This is a genomic window from Flavobacterium sp. GW821-FHT12A05, from assembly GCF_058807735.1.
This window is the reverse complement of sequence record NZ_JBXAQY010000002.1, coordinates 608,953-624,734: the sequence shown is the minus strand read 5'-3', so window position 1 is coordinate 624,734 and position 15,782 is coordinate 608,953. Positions and strand designations below refer to the sequence as shown.

At 35.2% G+C, this 15,782-nt stretch carries 12 protein-coding genes and 1 riboswitch; of the genes, 10 read left to right on the top strand and 2 right to left on the bottom strand.

Annotation, left to right across the window (positions count from 1 at the left end):
* Positions 1 to 74 precede the first annotated feature (74 nt).
* Positions 75 to 191, top strand: a riboswitch (SAM riboswitch).
* Positions 192 to 529: 338 nt separating this feature from the next.
* From AC1RRQ_RS06025 to AC1RRQ_RS05990, 8 genes are all read left to right on the top strand, one after another.
* The gene (locus tag AC1RRQ_RS06025) at positions 530 to 1,534 is read left to right on the top strand and encodes a homocysteine S-methyltransferase family protein (RefSeq protein ID WP_493022112.1); all 1,005 of its coding nucleotides are present in this window, start codon (positions 530 to 532) and stop codon (positions 1,532 to 1,534) included.
* 3 nt (positions 1,535 to 1,537) lie between these two features.
* On the top strand, positions 1,538 to 1,975 hold the full coding sequence (locus tag AC1RRQ_RS06020; RefSeq protein WP_493022111.1) for a hypothetical protein: 438 nt from the start codon (positions 1,538 to 1,540) through the stop codon (positions 1,973 to 1,975).
* A 236-nt stretch (positions 1,976 to 2,211) separates the two neighbouring features.
* On the top strand, positions 2,212 to 4,887 hold the full coding sequence (gene metH, locus AC1RRQ_RS06015; RefSeq protein WP_493022110.1) for a methionine synthase: 2,676 nt from the start codon (positions 2,212 to 2,214) through the stop codon (positions 4,885 to 4,887).
* A gap of 133 nt (positions 4,888 to 5,020) precedes the next feature.
* On the top strand, positions 5,021 to 5,242 hold the full coding sequence (locus AC1RRQ_RS06010; RefSeq protein WP_493022283.1) for a four helix bundle protein: 222 nt from the start codon (positions 5,021 to 5,023) through the stop codon (positions 5,240 to 5,242).
* Between the two features lie 68 nt (positions 5,243 to 5,310).
* Entirely contained in the window at positions 5,311 to 6,267 is a 957-nt protein-coding gene (gene metF / locus AC1RRQ_RS06005; RefSeq protein ID WP_493022109.1) for a methylenetetrahydrofolate reductase [NAD(P)H], read from the top strand.
* A 209-nt stretch (positions 6,268 to 6,476) separates the two neighbouring features.
* Complete coding sequence (locus tag AC1RRQ_RS06000; protein WP_493022108.1) at positions 6,477 to 7,130, top strand: class I SAM-dependent methyltransferase; 654 nt, start codon at positions 6,477 to 6,479, stop codon at positions 7,128 to 7,130.
* 145 nt (positions 7,131 to 7,275) lie between these two features.
* Positions 7,276 to 8,499, top strand: a complete 1,224-nt coding sequence (locus tag AC1RRQ_RS05995; RefSeq protein ID WP_493022107.1) for a dicarboxylate/amino acid:cation symporter — start codon at positions 7,276 to 7,278, stop codon at positions 8,497 to 8,499.
* 93 nt (positions 8,500 to 8,592) lie between these two features.
* On the top strand, positions 8,593 to 10,002 hold the full coding sequence (locus tag AC1RRQ_RS05990) for a pyridoxal phosphate-dependent decarboxylase family protein (RefSeq protein WP_493022106.1): 1,410 nt from the start codon (positions 8,593 to 8,595) through the stop codon (positions 10,000 to 10,002).
* 86 nt (positions 10,003 to 10,088) lie between these two features.
* Here AC1RRQ_RS05990 and AC1RRQ_RS05985 read toward each other — a convergent pair whose 3' ends face one another.
* Together AC1RRQ_RS05985 and gldA are read right to left on the bottom strand one after the other, a co-directional pair.
* Complete coding sequence (locus tag AC1RRQ_RS05985; RefSeq protein ID WP_493022105.1) at positions 10,089 to 12,206, bottom strand: TonB-dependent receptor domain-containing protein; 2,118 nt, start codon at positions 12,204 to 12,206, stop codon at positions 10,089 to 10,091.
* 404 nt (positions 12,207 to 12,610) lie between these two features.
* Positions 12,611 to 13,507, bottom strand: coding sequence for a gliding motility-associated ABC transporter ATP-binding subunit GldA (gldA, locus tag AC1RRQ_RS05980; RefSeq protein WP_493022104.1), 897 nt, complete (start codon positions 13,505 to 13,507; stop codon positions 12,611 to 12,613).
* Between the two features lie 146 nt (positions 13,508 to 13,653).
* Here gldA and AC1RRQ_RS05975 point away from each other — a divergent pair, with 146 nt between their 5' ends.
* Positions 13,654 to 14,232: an outer membrane beta-barrel protein gene (locus AC1RRQ_RS05975; RefSeq protein ID WP_493022103.1), complete on the top strand. Its 579-nt coding sequence runs from the start codon at positions 13,654 to 13,656 to the stop codon at positions 14,230 to 14,232.
* 292 nt (positions 14,233 to 14,524) lie between these two features.
* The gene (locus AC1RRQ_RS05970) at positions 14,525 to 15,703 is read left to right on the top strand and encodes an L-lactate MFS transporter (protein ID WP_493022102.1); all 1,179 of its coding nucleotides are present in this window, start codon (positions 14,525 to 14,527) and stop codon (positions 15,701 to 15,703) included.
* The last annotated feature ends 79 nt before the right edge of the window (positions 15,704 to 15,782 follow it).

Below are 15,782 nucleotides of genomic sequence, written 5' to 3'. Positions count from 1 at the left end.
CAGAACCTTAGAAAAAAAACATTTGCAAATAGAAAGCCTATTTCATACCTTTGCACTGTTCTTAAAATTATTGTCAGTTATCACGAAAGGCGGAGGGATAGACCCGATGAAACCTTAGCAACCCTTTATCATAAAGAAGGTGCTAAATTCTACTTTATACGACATTTTCCAGTATTAAAGATAGATAACACAAATACATACTCGTATTTCTCAAAACTTTTTCTCGATAACATATAATATTTACTGAAACAGATTCTGTATCAGGAGCGAATCATTGGCGCATTTTTGCAGTCAATAGTTCCCGCTTTTCGTTGCAATTCTTTTGCTTTTTAAAGAAAAAAGCAAAATAATTTCCACTTCAATCGGGGCTAATGAGCCAGCAATAGTGCACTTTTGGAATTAATGTGAAAAAATATCCGAAGCAAACCTAACAGGTTTTAAAAACCTGTTAGGTTTAAACTTCACAATCATAATAAAAAAAACTTAGCACCTTAGCACCTCAGTGTCTTAGAAGCTAAAAAAAGAAGCCATGGCAATAACAATTCAGGAAGCAATAAAAAAAAATATCCTAATCCTTGACGGAGCAATGGGAACTATGCTGCAACGCTATAATTTCTCAGAAGAAGACTTTAGAGGAGAGCGTTTCAAAGATTTTCCACACCCGTTAAAAGGAAATAACGATTTACTATCCCTAACACAACCACAAGCGATTCGCGATGTGCATGCCGCTTATTATGAAGCTGGTGCTGACATTGTAGAAACCAACACCTTCTCTGGAACGACAATTGGTATGGCAGATTATCACATGGAAGATTTGGTTTACGAGTTAAACTACGAATCGGCAAAAATCGCGAGACAAGTAGCCGATGAGTTTACCGCAAAAAATCCGGAGAAACCTCGTTTCGTAGCAGGTTCAATAGGACCGACAAACCGTACAGCAAGTATGTCACCAGATGTAAACGATCCAGGTTACAGAGCCGTAACGTTTGACGATTTACGAATTGCTTACAAACAACAAGCAGAAGCTTTAATGGATGGTGGCTGTGATTTGCTTTTAGTAGAAACAATCTTTGATACATTAAATGCAAAAGCAGCACTTTTTGCAATCGAAGAAGTGAAAGAAGAACGTAATCTTGATATCCCAATCATGGTTTCGGGAACAATTACAGATGCTTCTGGAAGAACACTTTCTGGGCAGACAGTCGAAGCGTTTTTGATTTCAGTTTCGCATATTCCGTTATTAAGTGTAGGATTCAATTGCGCTCTTGGAGCCGATTTGCTGAAACCATATTTAAAAACATTAGCGCATAACACAAGTTTTAATGTGTCGGCACATCCAAACGCTGGATTACCAAACGCATTCGGACAATATGATGAAACGCCGGAACAAACTCAGGCTTTGATCAAAGAATATTTAGACGATAATTTGATTAATATCATTGGCGGTTGCTGCGGTACAACTCCAGATCATATTCGATTAATTGCTGAGGTTGCGAAGGATTATAAACCAAGAGTAGCGCCAGTGCTTGAGTAGAAAATGACAGAGGAACACAATAATAAGCTTGGATATGTCATGGCAAGTGTTTTTTTAGTTGTACTTATTTCATTTATGCTTTTTTCACATTACAGAGGAAATGAGAATAAGAAATATAGAAAGACATTTAAAGGAGAAACAATAGGGCTTACATTAAGAATTAAGCAAGCGGGTAAATCCCATTTTTTAAGATATTGTTTTTATTCTGGCGGAAAAAAGATTTTAGGAGGCGCTTCTATTGTTGATTATAATCTTGTAAATAAGTTTTATAAAGTAAAATATGATTTAGATAATCCCGAAAAAGGACACTATATCATTTTGAAAGAAGAATTAAAACCAGATTCTATTTCACTTGTCAATGCAGGTTTTACAAAGGTCAAATATTATAGATATGATGCAGGTGTAACTTGTAAATATATAGAAAATTCGAAATGGAAATAAATATTCCAAAAAGAACAAATAATAGGTAAAAGGCTGATGAAGTCGAGTTTGCGTGAGGGATAGAAGTGAAAAGCCCACAGCCTGACGAAGGAAGAGCGAGGACTTGTAACGGATAGCCCGACCCGGAGGGACACGCCCAAAATATTAAAAGAATACAGGTTTAAAAACCTAAAAAAATATAGAATAAAAAAAACTTAGAACCTTAGCATCTTAGGATCTCAGTAACTTAAAAGAAAATGACAGAAAAAAGAAGAGACCTTGTATTATCAGGATTAGAACCATTAATTATTACGCCCGAAAGTGTTTTCGTGAATGTTGGTGAGCGTACGAATGTAACAGGTTCAAGAAAATTCCTAAGATTAATCAAGGAAGAGAAATATGACGAGGCGCTTGATATTGCAAGACAGCAGGTAGAAGGTGGAGCACAGATCATCGATATTAATATGGATGAAGGAATGCTTGATGGAGTTACTGCTATGACTAAATTTTTGAATTTAATTGCTGCAGAACCAGATATTTCGAGAGTGCCAATTATGATCGATAGTTCTAAATGGGAAATCATTGAAGCGGGTCTGAAAGTAGTACAAGGAAAAAGCGTTGTAAACTCGATTTCGTTAAAAGAAGGTGAAGAAGCTTTTATTCATCATGCTCGACTAATCAAACGTTACGGAGCGGCAGCAATTATCATGGCTTTTGACGAAGTAGGTCAGGCCGATAATTACGATCGTAGAGTGGAGATTTGTCAGCGTTCGTATGATATTTTGGTGAACAAAGTAGGGTTTCCTCCTCAGGATATTATTTTCGATTTGAATATTTTTCCGGTTGCAACGGGAATGGAAGAACATAGATTGAATGCTTTGGATTTCTTTAGAGGAACAAAATGGGTTCGCGAGAATCTTCCGCACGCGCATATTAGCGGTGGAGTAAGTAACGTTTCGTTTTCTTTTAGAGGAAATGACACGGTTCGTGAAGCGATGCACTCGGTTTTTTTGTACCATGCGATTAAAAACGGAATGACGATGGGAATCGTTAATCCGGAGATGCTGACGATTTATGATGATATTCCGAAAGACTTATTAGAGCACGTTGAAGACGTAATTTTAGATAGACGTGACGATGCGACAGAACGACTTTTAGATTTTGCAGAAAATGTAAAAGGTGAAGCAAAGAGTGATGAAAAAGTAGTTCAGGAATGGCGTTTTGGAACCGTTCAGGAGCGTATTACGCATTCATTGGTAAAAGGAATTGACGCTTTTATTGAAGAAGATGTTGAAGAAGCACGTTTGGCAGCGACAAAACCAATTGAGGTTATCGAAATTAATTTGATGACGGGAATGAATGTCGTTGGAGATTTATTTGGAAGCGGAAAAATGTTCCTGCCTCAGGTAGTTAAATCGGCTCGTGTAATGAAAAAAGCTGTTGCTTATTTACTGCCTTTTATCGAAGCAAGCAAACAAGCCGGAGATAAACAAGGAAATGGAAAAATCCTGATGGCAACTGTAAAAGGCGACGTTCACGATATTGGTAAAAACATCGTTTCGGTAGTTTTGGCTTGTAATAATTACGAGATTGTAGATCTTGGTGTTATGGTGCCTCCTGAAAAAATTATTGCAGCGGCGATTGAACATAATGTAGATATTATTGGTTTAAGCGGACTGATTACGCCTTCGCTTGATGAAATGGTTTATTTAGCCAAAGAATTAGACAAACAAGATATTAAAATCCCAATTATGATAGGCGGGGCAACGACTTCGCGTGCGCATACCGCCGTGAAAATTGCACCGCAATATAGAGAAACTGTAATTCACGTAAACGATGCTTCGAGAGCTGTTACTGTTGCAGGAAATCTATTAGATCATAACCGAAAAATATATGCAAAAGATATTCGTGCAGAATACGATTCTTTTAGAGAAACATTCTTAAATCGTTCGAGGGATAAGAATTTCTTAAGTATTGAAGACGCTCGTAAAAACAAATTACCATTGGATTGGTCTGAATATACGCCGACTAAACCAAAAGTAATTGGGAAACAAACCATAGAAATAGAACTGGATGTTTTGGTTCCGTATATCGACTGGACGCCATTTTTTCAGACTTGGGAATTGTACGGAAAATATCCGGCAATTTTAACGGATGAGGTTGTGGGTAAAGAAGCGACTTCGGTTTTTGCAGATGCTCAGGCAATGCTGAAAGTGATTTTGGCGGAGAAAAAATTAAAAGCAAAAGGTATTTACGGAATTTTCCCTGCGAATCAGGTGGATGATGACGACATTGAATTGCGCGATGAAAACGGAAAAGTTTTGGAGAAATTCTTAACGCTTCGTCAGCAGTCGCAAAAAACAAAAGGCGCTCCAAACATCGCTTTAGCTGATTTTATTCTGCCAAAAGAAAGCGGAATAGCCGATTACATGGGAGCGTTTTGCGTAACCACAGGTTTTGGTGTAGATGAATGGGCAGCGGAATACGAAAAGAATTTAGACGATTATAATTCGATTATGGTGAAAGCGCTTGCCGATCGTTTTGCTGAGGCTTTCGCCGAATATCTTCACGAAAGAGTACGTAAAGATTTCTGGGGTTATGATACCGAAGAATCTTTAACCAACGAAGAATTGATTAAAGAAAATTATAAAGGAATTCGTCCTGCGCCAGGATATCCTGCATGTCCGGATCACCTGGAAAAACCAACCATCTGGAAACTTTTAAATGTAGCCGAAGAAATTGGAGTAACCTTGACGGAAAGTATGGCAATGTGGCCGGCTTCATCAGTTTCTGGATATTATTTTGGAAACCCTAAAAGCAGGTATTTCGGACTCGGGAAAATAAAAGAAGATCAGGTAGTAGATTACGCCAAACGACGCAATGTTCCAACTGATTACGCAATGAAATGGTTAAACCCTAATATAGCAGATTAAAACATAGTTGATGGTTGTTGGTTTTTGGTTGATAGATTTGAACTCAAAGCGCCATCAACCAACAACCATTAACGAACAACTAAAATGGAATACAGTAAATTGGAAGTTTGGATTGAAGCGCGGAAGTTGGTGAATTTATTGTATAGCGGAAGGTTGTGGGCGTCAAACATCAAAAGACACAATACACTTTCTTCATATTTCAAGAGGGTCATTGTATGAATTAGAAACACAGTATTATTTGGCATTGGATCAAAAATACATTGATGAGAATACATTTAATATTGTGTTAGCACAGATTCAAACTTGTAAAAAGTTATTAAACGGTTTTATTAACTACTATAAAAAATTAATATAGTTGAAGTTGTAATTGTTGAGTTCGATAAGAGCCATCAACCATCAACCAAAAACTATCAACTAAAAAAAATGAAAGTAACAGAGCATATAGAAAACGCCAAAGGAAAAACATTATTCTCTTTTGAAATTATTCCGCCTCAAAAGGGGAAAAGTATTCAGGAATTATACGATAATATCGATCCGTTAATGGAGTTTAAACCGCCGTTTATTGACGTAACAACTTCTCGCGAAGAGTATATTTATATTGACCGCGGTAACGGACTTTTGGATAAAAAGCTGACTCGTATGCGTCCGGGAACACTTGGAATATGCGCTTCTATAAAGCATAAATACAATGTAGATACTGTTCCGCATTTGCTTTGCGGCGGATTTACGCAGGAAGAAACAGAATATATGCTGGTTGATTGTCAGTATTTAGGAATCAATAATGTAATGGCACTTCGAGGTGATGCGATGAAAGACGAACAGTCTTTTGTGCCTAAAGCCGGAGGAAATAAGTTTGCAATCGATTTGGTACGCCAAATTAACGATTTAAACTGCGGAAAATACCTGCATGAACTTATGGATAGTGATAATAAAGCTGATTTTTGTATTGGTGTTGCCGGTTATCCTGAAAAACATTTAGAATCACCATCTTTACAATCAGATTTAAAAAGATTAAAAGAAAAAGTGGATGCCGGAGCGGATTATGTGGTAACACAAATGTTTTTCGACAATGCTAAATATTTTAACTTTGTAGAAAAAGCAAGAGAAATTGGAATTACAATTCCTATTATTCCGGGAATCAAACCAATAGCCGTTCAAAGACATTTACAAATTTTACCGCAGATTTTTAGAATAGACCTGCCGGAAGATTTAATTGATGCCGTTGATAAATGCAAAAACAATGCAGAAATTAAACAAGTCGGAATAGAATGGGCGATTCAGCAGTCATTAGAATTAAAAGCTGCAGGAGTTCCGTTTTTGCATTATTATTCAATGGGGAAATCTGAGAATATCCGCCAGATCGCGAGTCAGGTTTTTTAAGGTCATTGCGAGGAATTTTGTCAAAGTTTAAAGCTTTGACAAAGTTATTCAAGTATAGTTTGTCATTCCGAGGAACGAGGAATCTCACTCGGGTGTCGACAAAGATTGGCGATCTACTTTACGGAGTTTCTAGTGTGATTCCTCGTTCCTCGGAATGACAAAAAAGTTGGAATTTGGAATTTTTTAATTGGAATTTAAAAATAACCATTATGAAACAAGAAGAATTACAAGCCATTGCCTCTCAATTAAAACATCCAACGGGAGAGAAAGGAATCGAAATGGGGAATATGATGAACGAAATAAACATCAATATGACCAAACATTCGATTCAGAATCTAAATATATCCAAAGAGAATAAAATTCTGGAATTAGGTCACGGAAATGCCGGACACGTTGAATTCCTGTTTGAACAAGCAGAAAATCTGAAATATTATGGACTTGAAATGTCGGAATTAATGTTTCAGGAAGCGCGTCAGATTAACCGAAATTTTGTCTCTCAAAAACAAGCTTTCTTTTCGCTTTACGACGGAAATAAAATTCCGTTTGAAGACGAATCTTTCGATAAAATATTTACCGTAAATACAATTTACTTCTGGCAGGAACCCCAAAAATTACTTTTAGAAATTTACAGGGTTTTAAAACCAAATGGGAATTTCTGCTTAACATTTGCCGAAGAAGATTTCATGAAGAAACTTCCGTTTACGCAATTTGAGTTTGAATTGTACAGTACAGAAAAAGCGCAGGATTTAATTCAGAAAACGCCTTTTCAAATTGTGTACACAGAAACACAGACAGAAAAAGTAAAAAGCAAAACCGGGGAATTGGTCGACAGGGCTTTTACAACAATTGTTTTGGAGAAATAATTTTTGCCACAGATTAAAAGATTTAAAAGGATTTTTTAATCTGTGTCAATTCTCATAATCTGTGGCAAAAAAATAATTAACTCTAACAGTTTTTGAGTACTTTCATTCTTTATTTATGTTGCTGAATTTATAATCCTAAAAATTTATGGAAGTTAAAAAAATCAATTTTTTACAGAATTACAGCAGCATACTTTTGCTTCTGGGCGGTATTATAATAGGAAGTATTTTTGGATTAGTTTTTGGAGAAAAAGTTTTGATAATAAAACCACTTGGTGATATTTTCCTAAACTTACTTTTTACCGCTATTATTCCGCTTATCTTTTTTACCATTGGTTCTTCGATTGCCAATTTAGAAAAAACAGAAAAACTGGGAAAACTGTTCGTTGTAATGGTATTGGTTTTCCTGGCTACACTTCTTATTTCGGCCATTGTTATGATTTGTGCGGTTTATCTTTTTCCAATTCATCAGGATATAGCGATTACTAAAGTTCCGTTTGAAAATATTCAATCCGGATCTGCCGGAGATCAAATAGCAAAACTGCTTACGGCAAATGATTTCTTCGAATTATTGTCTAGAAAAAGCATGCTGGCACTTATTATATTTTCTTTTTTAATTGGATTTGCAACATTGCAGTCTGGCGAAAAAGGAAATGCTTTTAAGAGTTTTCTTGATTCCGGAAACGAAGTCATGAAACAGCTTTTAAACATTATAATGAAATTTGCCCCAATTGGTTTGGGAGCCTATTTTGCTTATCAGGTTGGCATTTTCGGACCACAGTTGTTTGGAGTTTATGCAAAACCAATGGCTGTTTATTATGCAGCCTGTGTTTTTTATTTCTTTGTGTTTTTTAGTCTATACGCACTTGTTGCCGGTGGGAAAAGAGCCTTTAAAGTTTTCTGGAGCAATAACATTACGCCGTCATTAACCGCTATTGGAACCTGCAGTAGTATTGCGACCATTCCGGCCAATTTGGAAGCGGCGCAAAAAATGGGAATTCCGGCACATGTTCGTAATTTGGTAATTCCGCTTGGTGCGCCTTTGCACAAAGACGGTTCGAGCATGTCATCCATCTTAAAAATAACTTTTTTATTCGCCATGTTTGGCAAAGATTTTACAGATCCTATGACGATTCTTTTAGCTTTAGGAATTACTGTAATTGTTTCAATTGTTGAAGGAGGAATTCCAAACGGCGGTTATATAGGCGAAATTCTGGCCATTACCGTTTATGGTTTCCCAATGGAACAAGCCTTACCGGTTGCCATGATTTTAGGAACTCTGGTTGATCCAATTGCTACTTTATTAAATGCAAACGGCGACGTAATTTGTTCTATGATGGTTTCGAGATTCTCGGAGAAAACCAAGTGGTAGCTTAAAACCAAGTTTTTAAATCCCAAATTCCAAAATTTAAATCTGCTTTATATGCGTGAAGCAAAATTAGCAGTTCATTCAAATAAAAATTCTATGAATTCAATATTACAACACGATCTAAACGATTTCGAAAATATTTTAGAAAAAGCCAAACAACAAGGAATCGACTTTTTGAATAATTTGAAGAATATTCCAACTTCAAGTAAAAATACAATTAACCCAAAACGCGATTTAAACGAATTAGGTTTAGGTTCTCAGGAAGCCTTAAAAGAATTTAATGAAAGATTATTGCCATTGTTGGTTTCGTCTCCTGGTCCTCGTTATTGGGGATTTGTAACCGGAGGCTCAACTCCGGCTTCTATTGTAGGCGATTGGCTGGCATCGGTTTACGATCAAAATACACAATCAGTAAGCTCGCAGGGAGGAAATTCGGCATTAATAGAATTTGAAGCTATTAATTTGTTATTGCAATTGTTAGAACTTCCGGATTCTTTTTTAGGCGGATTTGTAACGGGCGCCACAATGTCTAACTTTACCTGTCTGGGAGTAGCGAGACAATGGTTTGGAAAACAATTTGGAAAAGATTTTGCTAAAAACGGAATTTCAGAATCGATCAATATTTTAACTGCAACTCCTCATTCTTCTTCTATTAAATCATTATCGATGTTAGGAATTGGAAGTCAGAATTATACTGTTGTCAATACAATCGAGGGAAATCGAGAAGCATTGGATATGGCTGATTTAGAAGAAAAAATCAAAGCACTAAACGGAAAACCTTTTATTTTAATTTCGAGTGCAGGAACGGTAAATACAGCCGATTTTGATGATTTTGAAGCGATTTCAAATCTAAAGGAAAAATACAATTTCTGGTGGCATATTGATGCTGCTTTTGGAGGTTTTGCTGCGGTTTCGGAGAAATACAAACATTATATACAAGGCTGGGAAAAGGCAGACAGTATTACAATTGATTGTCATAAATGGCTAAACGTTCCTTACGAAAGTGCTTTTTATTTGATTAAAAAGGAACACGTAAACCTGCAGATTGAAACGTTTCAGAATTCGAATGCGCCTTATTTAGGAAATCCCTTGGATAATTTTAATTATTTAAATGTGCTTCCGGAAAACTCGCGCCGTTTAAGAGCATTGCCAGTTTGGTTTTCGCTTGTAGCCTATGGTAAAGAAGGATTTTGCGATATTATTGAAAAGAGTACTTTGCTGGCGCTTCATTTTGGAAATGAACTAATTGAAAATGGCGATTTTGAGCTTATGGCTCCAATTCGTTTAAACAATGTTTGTTTTACATTAAAAGGCGAGGAGAATCAGGATAAAGTTGGAGCATTTTTGACCAAATTAAATGATACCGGAAAAGTATTTATGACACCTACCGTTTATAAAAACCGAAAAGGAATCAGGGCTTCATTTGTAAACTGGAGAACAACCGAAGAAGATATTCAAATTGTAATCGAAGAAATGAAAGCGATGCTTGACGATTTAGAGTATTAAACCCAAAATAAAAAGAGCCTGTCTAAATTAGCAGGCTCTTTTCTTTCAAAAAAAAATAAAAAACAAAAAAACAAGTTCAAGGGGATTCAAATTCTATATGTAAAGGCTAATGTAGCAATACGATTATCCAGATCGTATCGTTTATTTATTGCCGTTTGTCCAACTACTGAGTTGATGTAAAAGTTATTTGTGTTAAAAACATCGGTGAAATTTAATTTAATATTTCCTTTTCCGGCCAAAACCTGTTTCGAAACTCCAATGCTTAAATCAAAGAATCCATCTCTTTGATATACCCCCAGATTTGATTTTGATTGGTATTGTGCATTTGCTTCTGCTTTTAAACTTTCGGTTATTGTAAACGAGTTTTGTACACTTAAGTTCAACGTTACAATGGGTTCAATTGTAGTTGAATTAAGAACGTTACCCATAAATCTATTTTCAAAAACATTAAACAAGGTATTTACAGACCAATATTTGGCAAGCTCAGCCGTATGTGTAATGTTGGCTCCATAGTTATATGATTTTGAAACATTAATCTGCGATGTAATCGTGGTGTTATTTTCCGGGTTATAAACATAAACCTCCGTAAAAACATCTTTTGTTGTATTAAAATATAGCGAAGCCATAAAAGCGCTTTTCCATGCATATCCTATTTCTGCTGCGTATGTGATTTCAGGAATCAGGTTTGGATTTCCCTGCGAATAATTGAATGAATCATCATAAAAACGAAACGGATTCAAATCGAACTGGCTTGGTCTGTTGATTCTTTTGCTGTATGAAGCATGAACAGAATGATTACTCGTAAATTCATATTTTAAAGAAAGACTCGGAAACCATTTTAAATAATCGTCTTTGTGTTCTTCATTTAATGTTTTTTGCAAAATATCGATCGCCGTATATTCAGTTCTTAAACCACCTTGAATATTTAAATTTCCAAGTTGATATTTATAATTGACATAAGCCGCATAAATTTGTTCTTTATATTCAAAATGATTAGTCGAATTAGGATCAATCAGCCATTGATTATTCTGGTAATATTCGTAAACCGATGGATTATCGTTATTTTTTATGCTGGCTTTAAAACCCCATTCAATAGATTGTTTTTCTTTTAAAGGATTAGTGAAATCTACTTTTCCTGTAAAAACTCTTAATTGCGAAGGGATATAACCTCTACGATCGTTAATGTCTGTTGTACCTATTACATCATTCGCACTTTGAAACTGGTTGGACCTGAATTTTGAGGTTTCATATTCAAAATCAAAAGACATGTTTTTTCCTTCAGTATTAAATTTATGCACTCCAGAGAAAGCATAGGTATAATCAAACCATTTTTCTTTACTGTCATTGTATGTTACAGCATCAAACTGCGACTGATTCATTGCGTTTAAGAGCGTGTTTGTACCATTGGCTATATTTTCATATTGTCCGATTTTTGCATCAAGATAAGCTTCAATATTTGTTTTTGGAGAAATCTCGTATTGCGTTCCAATTTTAAAATTGTTCGAAGTTAGCGGTTCATCTGTAATCGAAGTTTGATAATTTGTAGTCGAAACCTGCTGACGAGTCTGGTCTGTATATTGCGTCTGATTGAATTTTTTACGTTCTTCTTCGCCTCTAAAAGTATAGCTGTAATTACCGTAAATACCCAATTTATCTTTGTTGTAACTTAAGTTTACCCCAGAATTGGTTCTGTTTTTTCGGCCTCTGGCATAACTGGTAAAAGCAGTTCCTTTTAACCCGGAAGTACTTGGCTTTTTGAGGATAATATTGATAATTCCGGCTTTTCCGGCTGCATCATATTTAGACGAAGGATTTGTTATCACTTCGATTTGTTTGATATTAGATGAAGTAGTCGATTTTAAATAATTCGCCAGTTCTTTTTGCGAAAGCTGCGTTAGTTTACCGTTTATCATAACCGCAACGCCTTGTTGTCCACGAATAGACAAGTCGCCGTCTTGAGAAACGACCACACCGGGAGCACGCGATAAAACATCTAATGCGGTTCCGCCTTCAGATACAATGCTATTTTCAACATTAAAAACCAATCGATCTGATTTTTGAGTATATAAAACTTTCTTTTTTGTAATTAAAATTTCATCTAAAACATTTATCGATGTCTCAACTATACTGTCATTTTCCTGCTCAGTCTGCGAGTAGGAGTATACGGAAAATGCCAGCATAATTGAGGTTAAAATATTTTTCATGTCGTTTTGGGCTTTTAATTGGTGTATAGGCTTAATATTATTGTAAAACGATTTGCTCAATTTTATCCGAAAGTTTTTTTTGAAAGCTTTCGGTTTGATTTAAAATTGAAAAGAAAAACATTTTTATATGATCGAATAGAGATGACATTTCTGTGGTATTATTGAGTTTGTGATCGCAAATATAACACTATTTATAACAAGTCTAAATAAAAATAGTTAAAAATTGCACGAAAGAATATCAATCGTTTGATAACGAGTTGTTAAGGATTGAAAAATGAAATCTAATTATTAAGAGAAATAAGAAAAACTAAAAAAGAAACCCAATTTATTCCTAGAAATAAATTGGGTTATAAGTAAACTGAGACTGAAATCTGAGACTGTAAACTGAGACTGAGACTAAAAACTTATTTAGTAATTTCTCTAAAAACAGCTTCGAGGTTTTTATTTTTTTGATTCAATTGCAAAGTCTTTAAACCATTTTCGTTGGCAAAGTCAAAAATTGCCGGACGCATATCTTTTTCGGTAACAAAAGTCAGTTCCCAAGTCATGTCATGCGTATTTTTGTATGACGAGATATTTTCTAATCTTGCCAAAAGCTGTTCTTCTACCTGATAATCAAACTCAACTTCAATAACTTGTTCTTTATTGGCAGCCACTAAATGATCTAATTTATTGTCGGCTACGATTTGTCCTTTGTCAATAATTATGACACGATCGCAAATAGCTTCAACTTCCTGCATGATGTGAGTGGATAAAAAAACCGTTTTATCTTTACCCACATTTTTGATTACATTTCGAATTTCCATTAACTGATTCGGATCCAGACCCGTAGTTGGTTCATCTAAAATTAAAACATCAGGATTATGTAGTAATGCATTGGCAAGTCCCACACGCTGGCGGTACCCTTTTGAGAGCTGACTAATCTTTTTATGGCTTTCCGGTGTCAGTCCTGTCAGTTGAATTACCTCTTCAATTCTTGACTTTGGCACTTTGTAAACATCGGCATTAAAAGCCAAATACTCACGAACATACAAATCCAAATATAACGGATTATGCTCTGGTAAATATCCTATTGATTGTTGCACCAATTTTGGGCTTGTCATGACATCATGGCTATTTACAAGGGCTGAGCCACTATCGGCAAGTAAATAAGTGGTCAAAATTTTCATTAAAGTAGATTTTCCGGCTCCGTTTGGACCAAGAAATCCTACGATTTCTCCTTTCTCAATTTTAAAAGAAATTTTATTTAAAGCTTTTTGCTCTCCGTAACTTTTTGATATACTGTTTACTTCTATCGACATGACTTTTTATTTGTTACAAAAGTAAACAGAAATACGCTCGATTGCTAAAAATTCATCTCTTAAAATAATTATAAAAAAATCGAGAGACCCAGTATTCACGGCATCGTTATTGTTAAAGGAATGCTAAAATAAATTATACCCAAATTATGAAAAAAATTTTAGTGATGGCTGCTTTGGCTATCTGCAGTTTTGCAAACGCACAAAAAGGAACAGTATTAGTAGGTGGAAACATCTCTTATTCTTCTGAAACAAGAGATTTCGGTAATGCTGAAAGAAAATCAAACGAATTTGCTTTTTCTCCAAAAGTAGGTTACCAATTTCACGAAAACTGGACAGTTGGAGGTGAGTTTACAGTTGCTTCTTCAAAAGATGATCAAGGTGTAAATGAATATAAAACAAACAGTTCTAAATTTGGTGCATTTGTACGTTACACAATGCCATTAAGCCAAACTTTCTCAGTATTCGCAGATTTAGGAGCTGGTTTCCAAAATCAAACTGAAAAAGATTACGTTGGATCAAACTACACAAAATACAAAGCAGACGGAATGTATATTGGTGTAGTTCCAGCTCTTTTCATTAACATGAAAAATGGTTTTGGTCTTAACTTTAGCATTGGTGGTTTAGGATACGAAACATTGAATTATGATAACAACGGTCCAGATGTAAGCAAGTTTAATTTCAACTTTGGTAAAACAGCAAGTATTGGAATTTCTAAAAACTTCTAATCTTAGATTATATTCAATTTCAGAAAAAGCATCCGCCACGCGGATGCTTTTTTATTACAACTCATTAGATATAATAAAAAAATAATGTCAACAGAAGTCAAACCGAAACGAATCATAACTCAATTCGGTCTCACTTGTTGGCATAAAAAACAGCGCTGGAATTCTAGACGTTTTATTGTAAAAATCGATTTCGTATTTTTTTCTTTTTTTAATTGAAAACAAGATAAAAATCACATTTTTTGTAAATCCCGGCTTATACATTTGTTAGGTTAACCAATAAATGCATGAGCTTATGAAACAAAAAAATAAATGGACAATTGTTACAGCGGGAATGATGCTGCAATTATCCATAGGTTCTATTTACGCATACAGTGTTTGGATCAATCCCATTCATACGCTTAATAACTGGGACAGTAATCAATTAAAACTTTCCTTTAGTTTAGCCATTTGTTTTCTGGGGCTTACAGCGGCTTTTATGCAAAAGTTTGTTCGTAAAATTGGTCCCAAAAATGCAGGATTACTCGCGGCTTTCTTTTTTGGTATTGGCTTAATTGGAAGCGGATTGGCTATTGCCATACAATCACTAAGTTTATTTTATTTGTTTTTTGGAGTAATAAGCGGAATAGGTTTAGGCTTTGGATATATTACGCCGGTTTCGGTAGTTGTAAAGTGGTTTCCGCAAAAACCGGGATTTGCCGGCGGATTGGTTATAATGTCATTTGCCGTTGGGTCTATTATTGCGTCTCGGCTTATTTTACCTTTAATAGAATGTTTCGGGGTTTCGGGAGCTTTCTACTTTTTAGGCACTGTTTATTTCTTATTAATGGCAGGTTCTTCATTTTGTCTTTCACTTCCAGCTTCTTCAGAAATTGAAGATTGGACCGCAAAAAAAGCAGGGATGCCAATAAAGGAATTATTAACGGATAATCGTTTTTATATTCTTTGGATGTTATTGTTTTTAAACACAACCTGTGGTATTGCCTTAATTTCGATTGCAGCGCCAATGGCCAAAGAAATTATTCATATTAATGATAAACAGGCGATTAATTTTGTTGCTTTAATTGGCTTTTTTAATGGATTTGGCAGATTGTTTTGGTCCAGTATATCAGATAAAATTGGCAGATGGTCTACCTTCTTTCTGTTTTTTGTCATTGGAACTTTCTGCTTTTTAGTATTAAGCCAAACCAATAATTCGGTCTTATTTCAAGCCATGGTCTTTATTATTATAAGCTGTTATGGAGGTGCATTTGCCACTATGCCGGCATTTGCTAAAGATGTTTACGGACCATACAAAATGAGTACACCGTTTGGTTTTATATTAACAGCATGGTCGGCAGCAGCTTTTGCAGGACCGTGGCTCATTTCGCTTACTAAAGATTATACGGTGATTTTTTACTTTTTTGGCAGCACATTATTTTTGACTTCAATTTTGTGCGTATTGACAAAATCAACGGTGTTAAATTACGAATAATTTAATTTTTTATTCAAAAAATAAGAATTGCTGATTTATGTCATGTTTTTAGATGTTTTAATTGACGAAATTTGAGTAC

Excerpts from the sequence above, each read along its gene's own strand:
- AC1RRQ_RS06025 (WP_493022112.1), top strand. The coding sequence starts at position 530 with ATGGCAATAACAATTCAGGAAGCAATAAAAAAAAATATCCTAATCCTT.
- AC1RRQ_RS06020 (WP_493022111.1), top strand. The coding sequence starts at position 1,538 with ATGACAGAGGAACACAATAATAAGCTTGGATATGTCATGGCAAGTGTT.
- metH (WP_493022110.1), top strand. The coding sequence starts at position 2,212 with ATGACAGAAAAAAGAAGAGACCTTGTATTATCAGGATTAGAACCATTA.
- metF (WP_493022109.1), top strand. The coding sequence starts at position 5,311 with ATGAAAGTAACAGAGCATATAGAAAACGCCAAAGGAAAAACATTATTC.
- AC1RRQ_RS06000 (WP_493022108.1), top strand. The coding sequence starts at position 6,477 with ATGAAACAAGAAGAATTACAAGCCATTGCCTCTCAATTAAAACATCCA.
- AC1RRQ_RS05995 (WP_493022107.1), top strand. The coding sequence starts at position 7,276 with ATGGAAGTTAAAAAAATCAATTTTTTACAGAATTACAGCAGCATACTT.
- AC1RRQ_RS05990 (WP_493022106.1), top strand. The coding sequence starts at position 8,593 with ATGAATTCAATATTACAACACGATCTAAACGATTTCGAAAATATTTTA.
- AC1RRQ_RS05985 (WP_493022105.1), bottom strand. The coding sequence starts at position 12,206 with ATGAAAAATATTTTAACCTCAATTATGCTGGCATTTTCCGTATACTCC.
- gldA (WP_493022104.1), bottom strand. The coding sequence starts at position 13,507 with ATGTCGATAGAAGTAAACAGTATATCAAAAAGTTACGGAGAGCAAAAA.
- AC1RRQ_RS05975 (WP_493022103.1), top strand. The coding sequence starts at position 13,654 with ATGAAAAAAATTTTAGTGATGGCTGCTTTGGCTATCTGCAGTTTTGCA.
- AC1RRQ_RS05970 (WP_493022102.1), top strand. The coding sequence starts at position 14,525 with ATGAAACAAAAAAATAAATGGACAATTGTTACAGCGGGAATGATGCTG.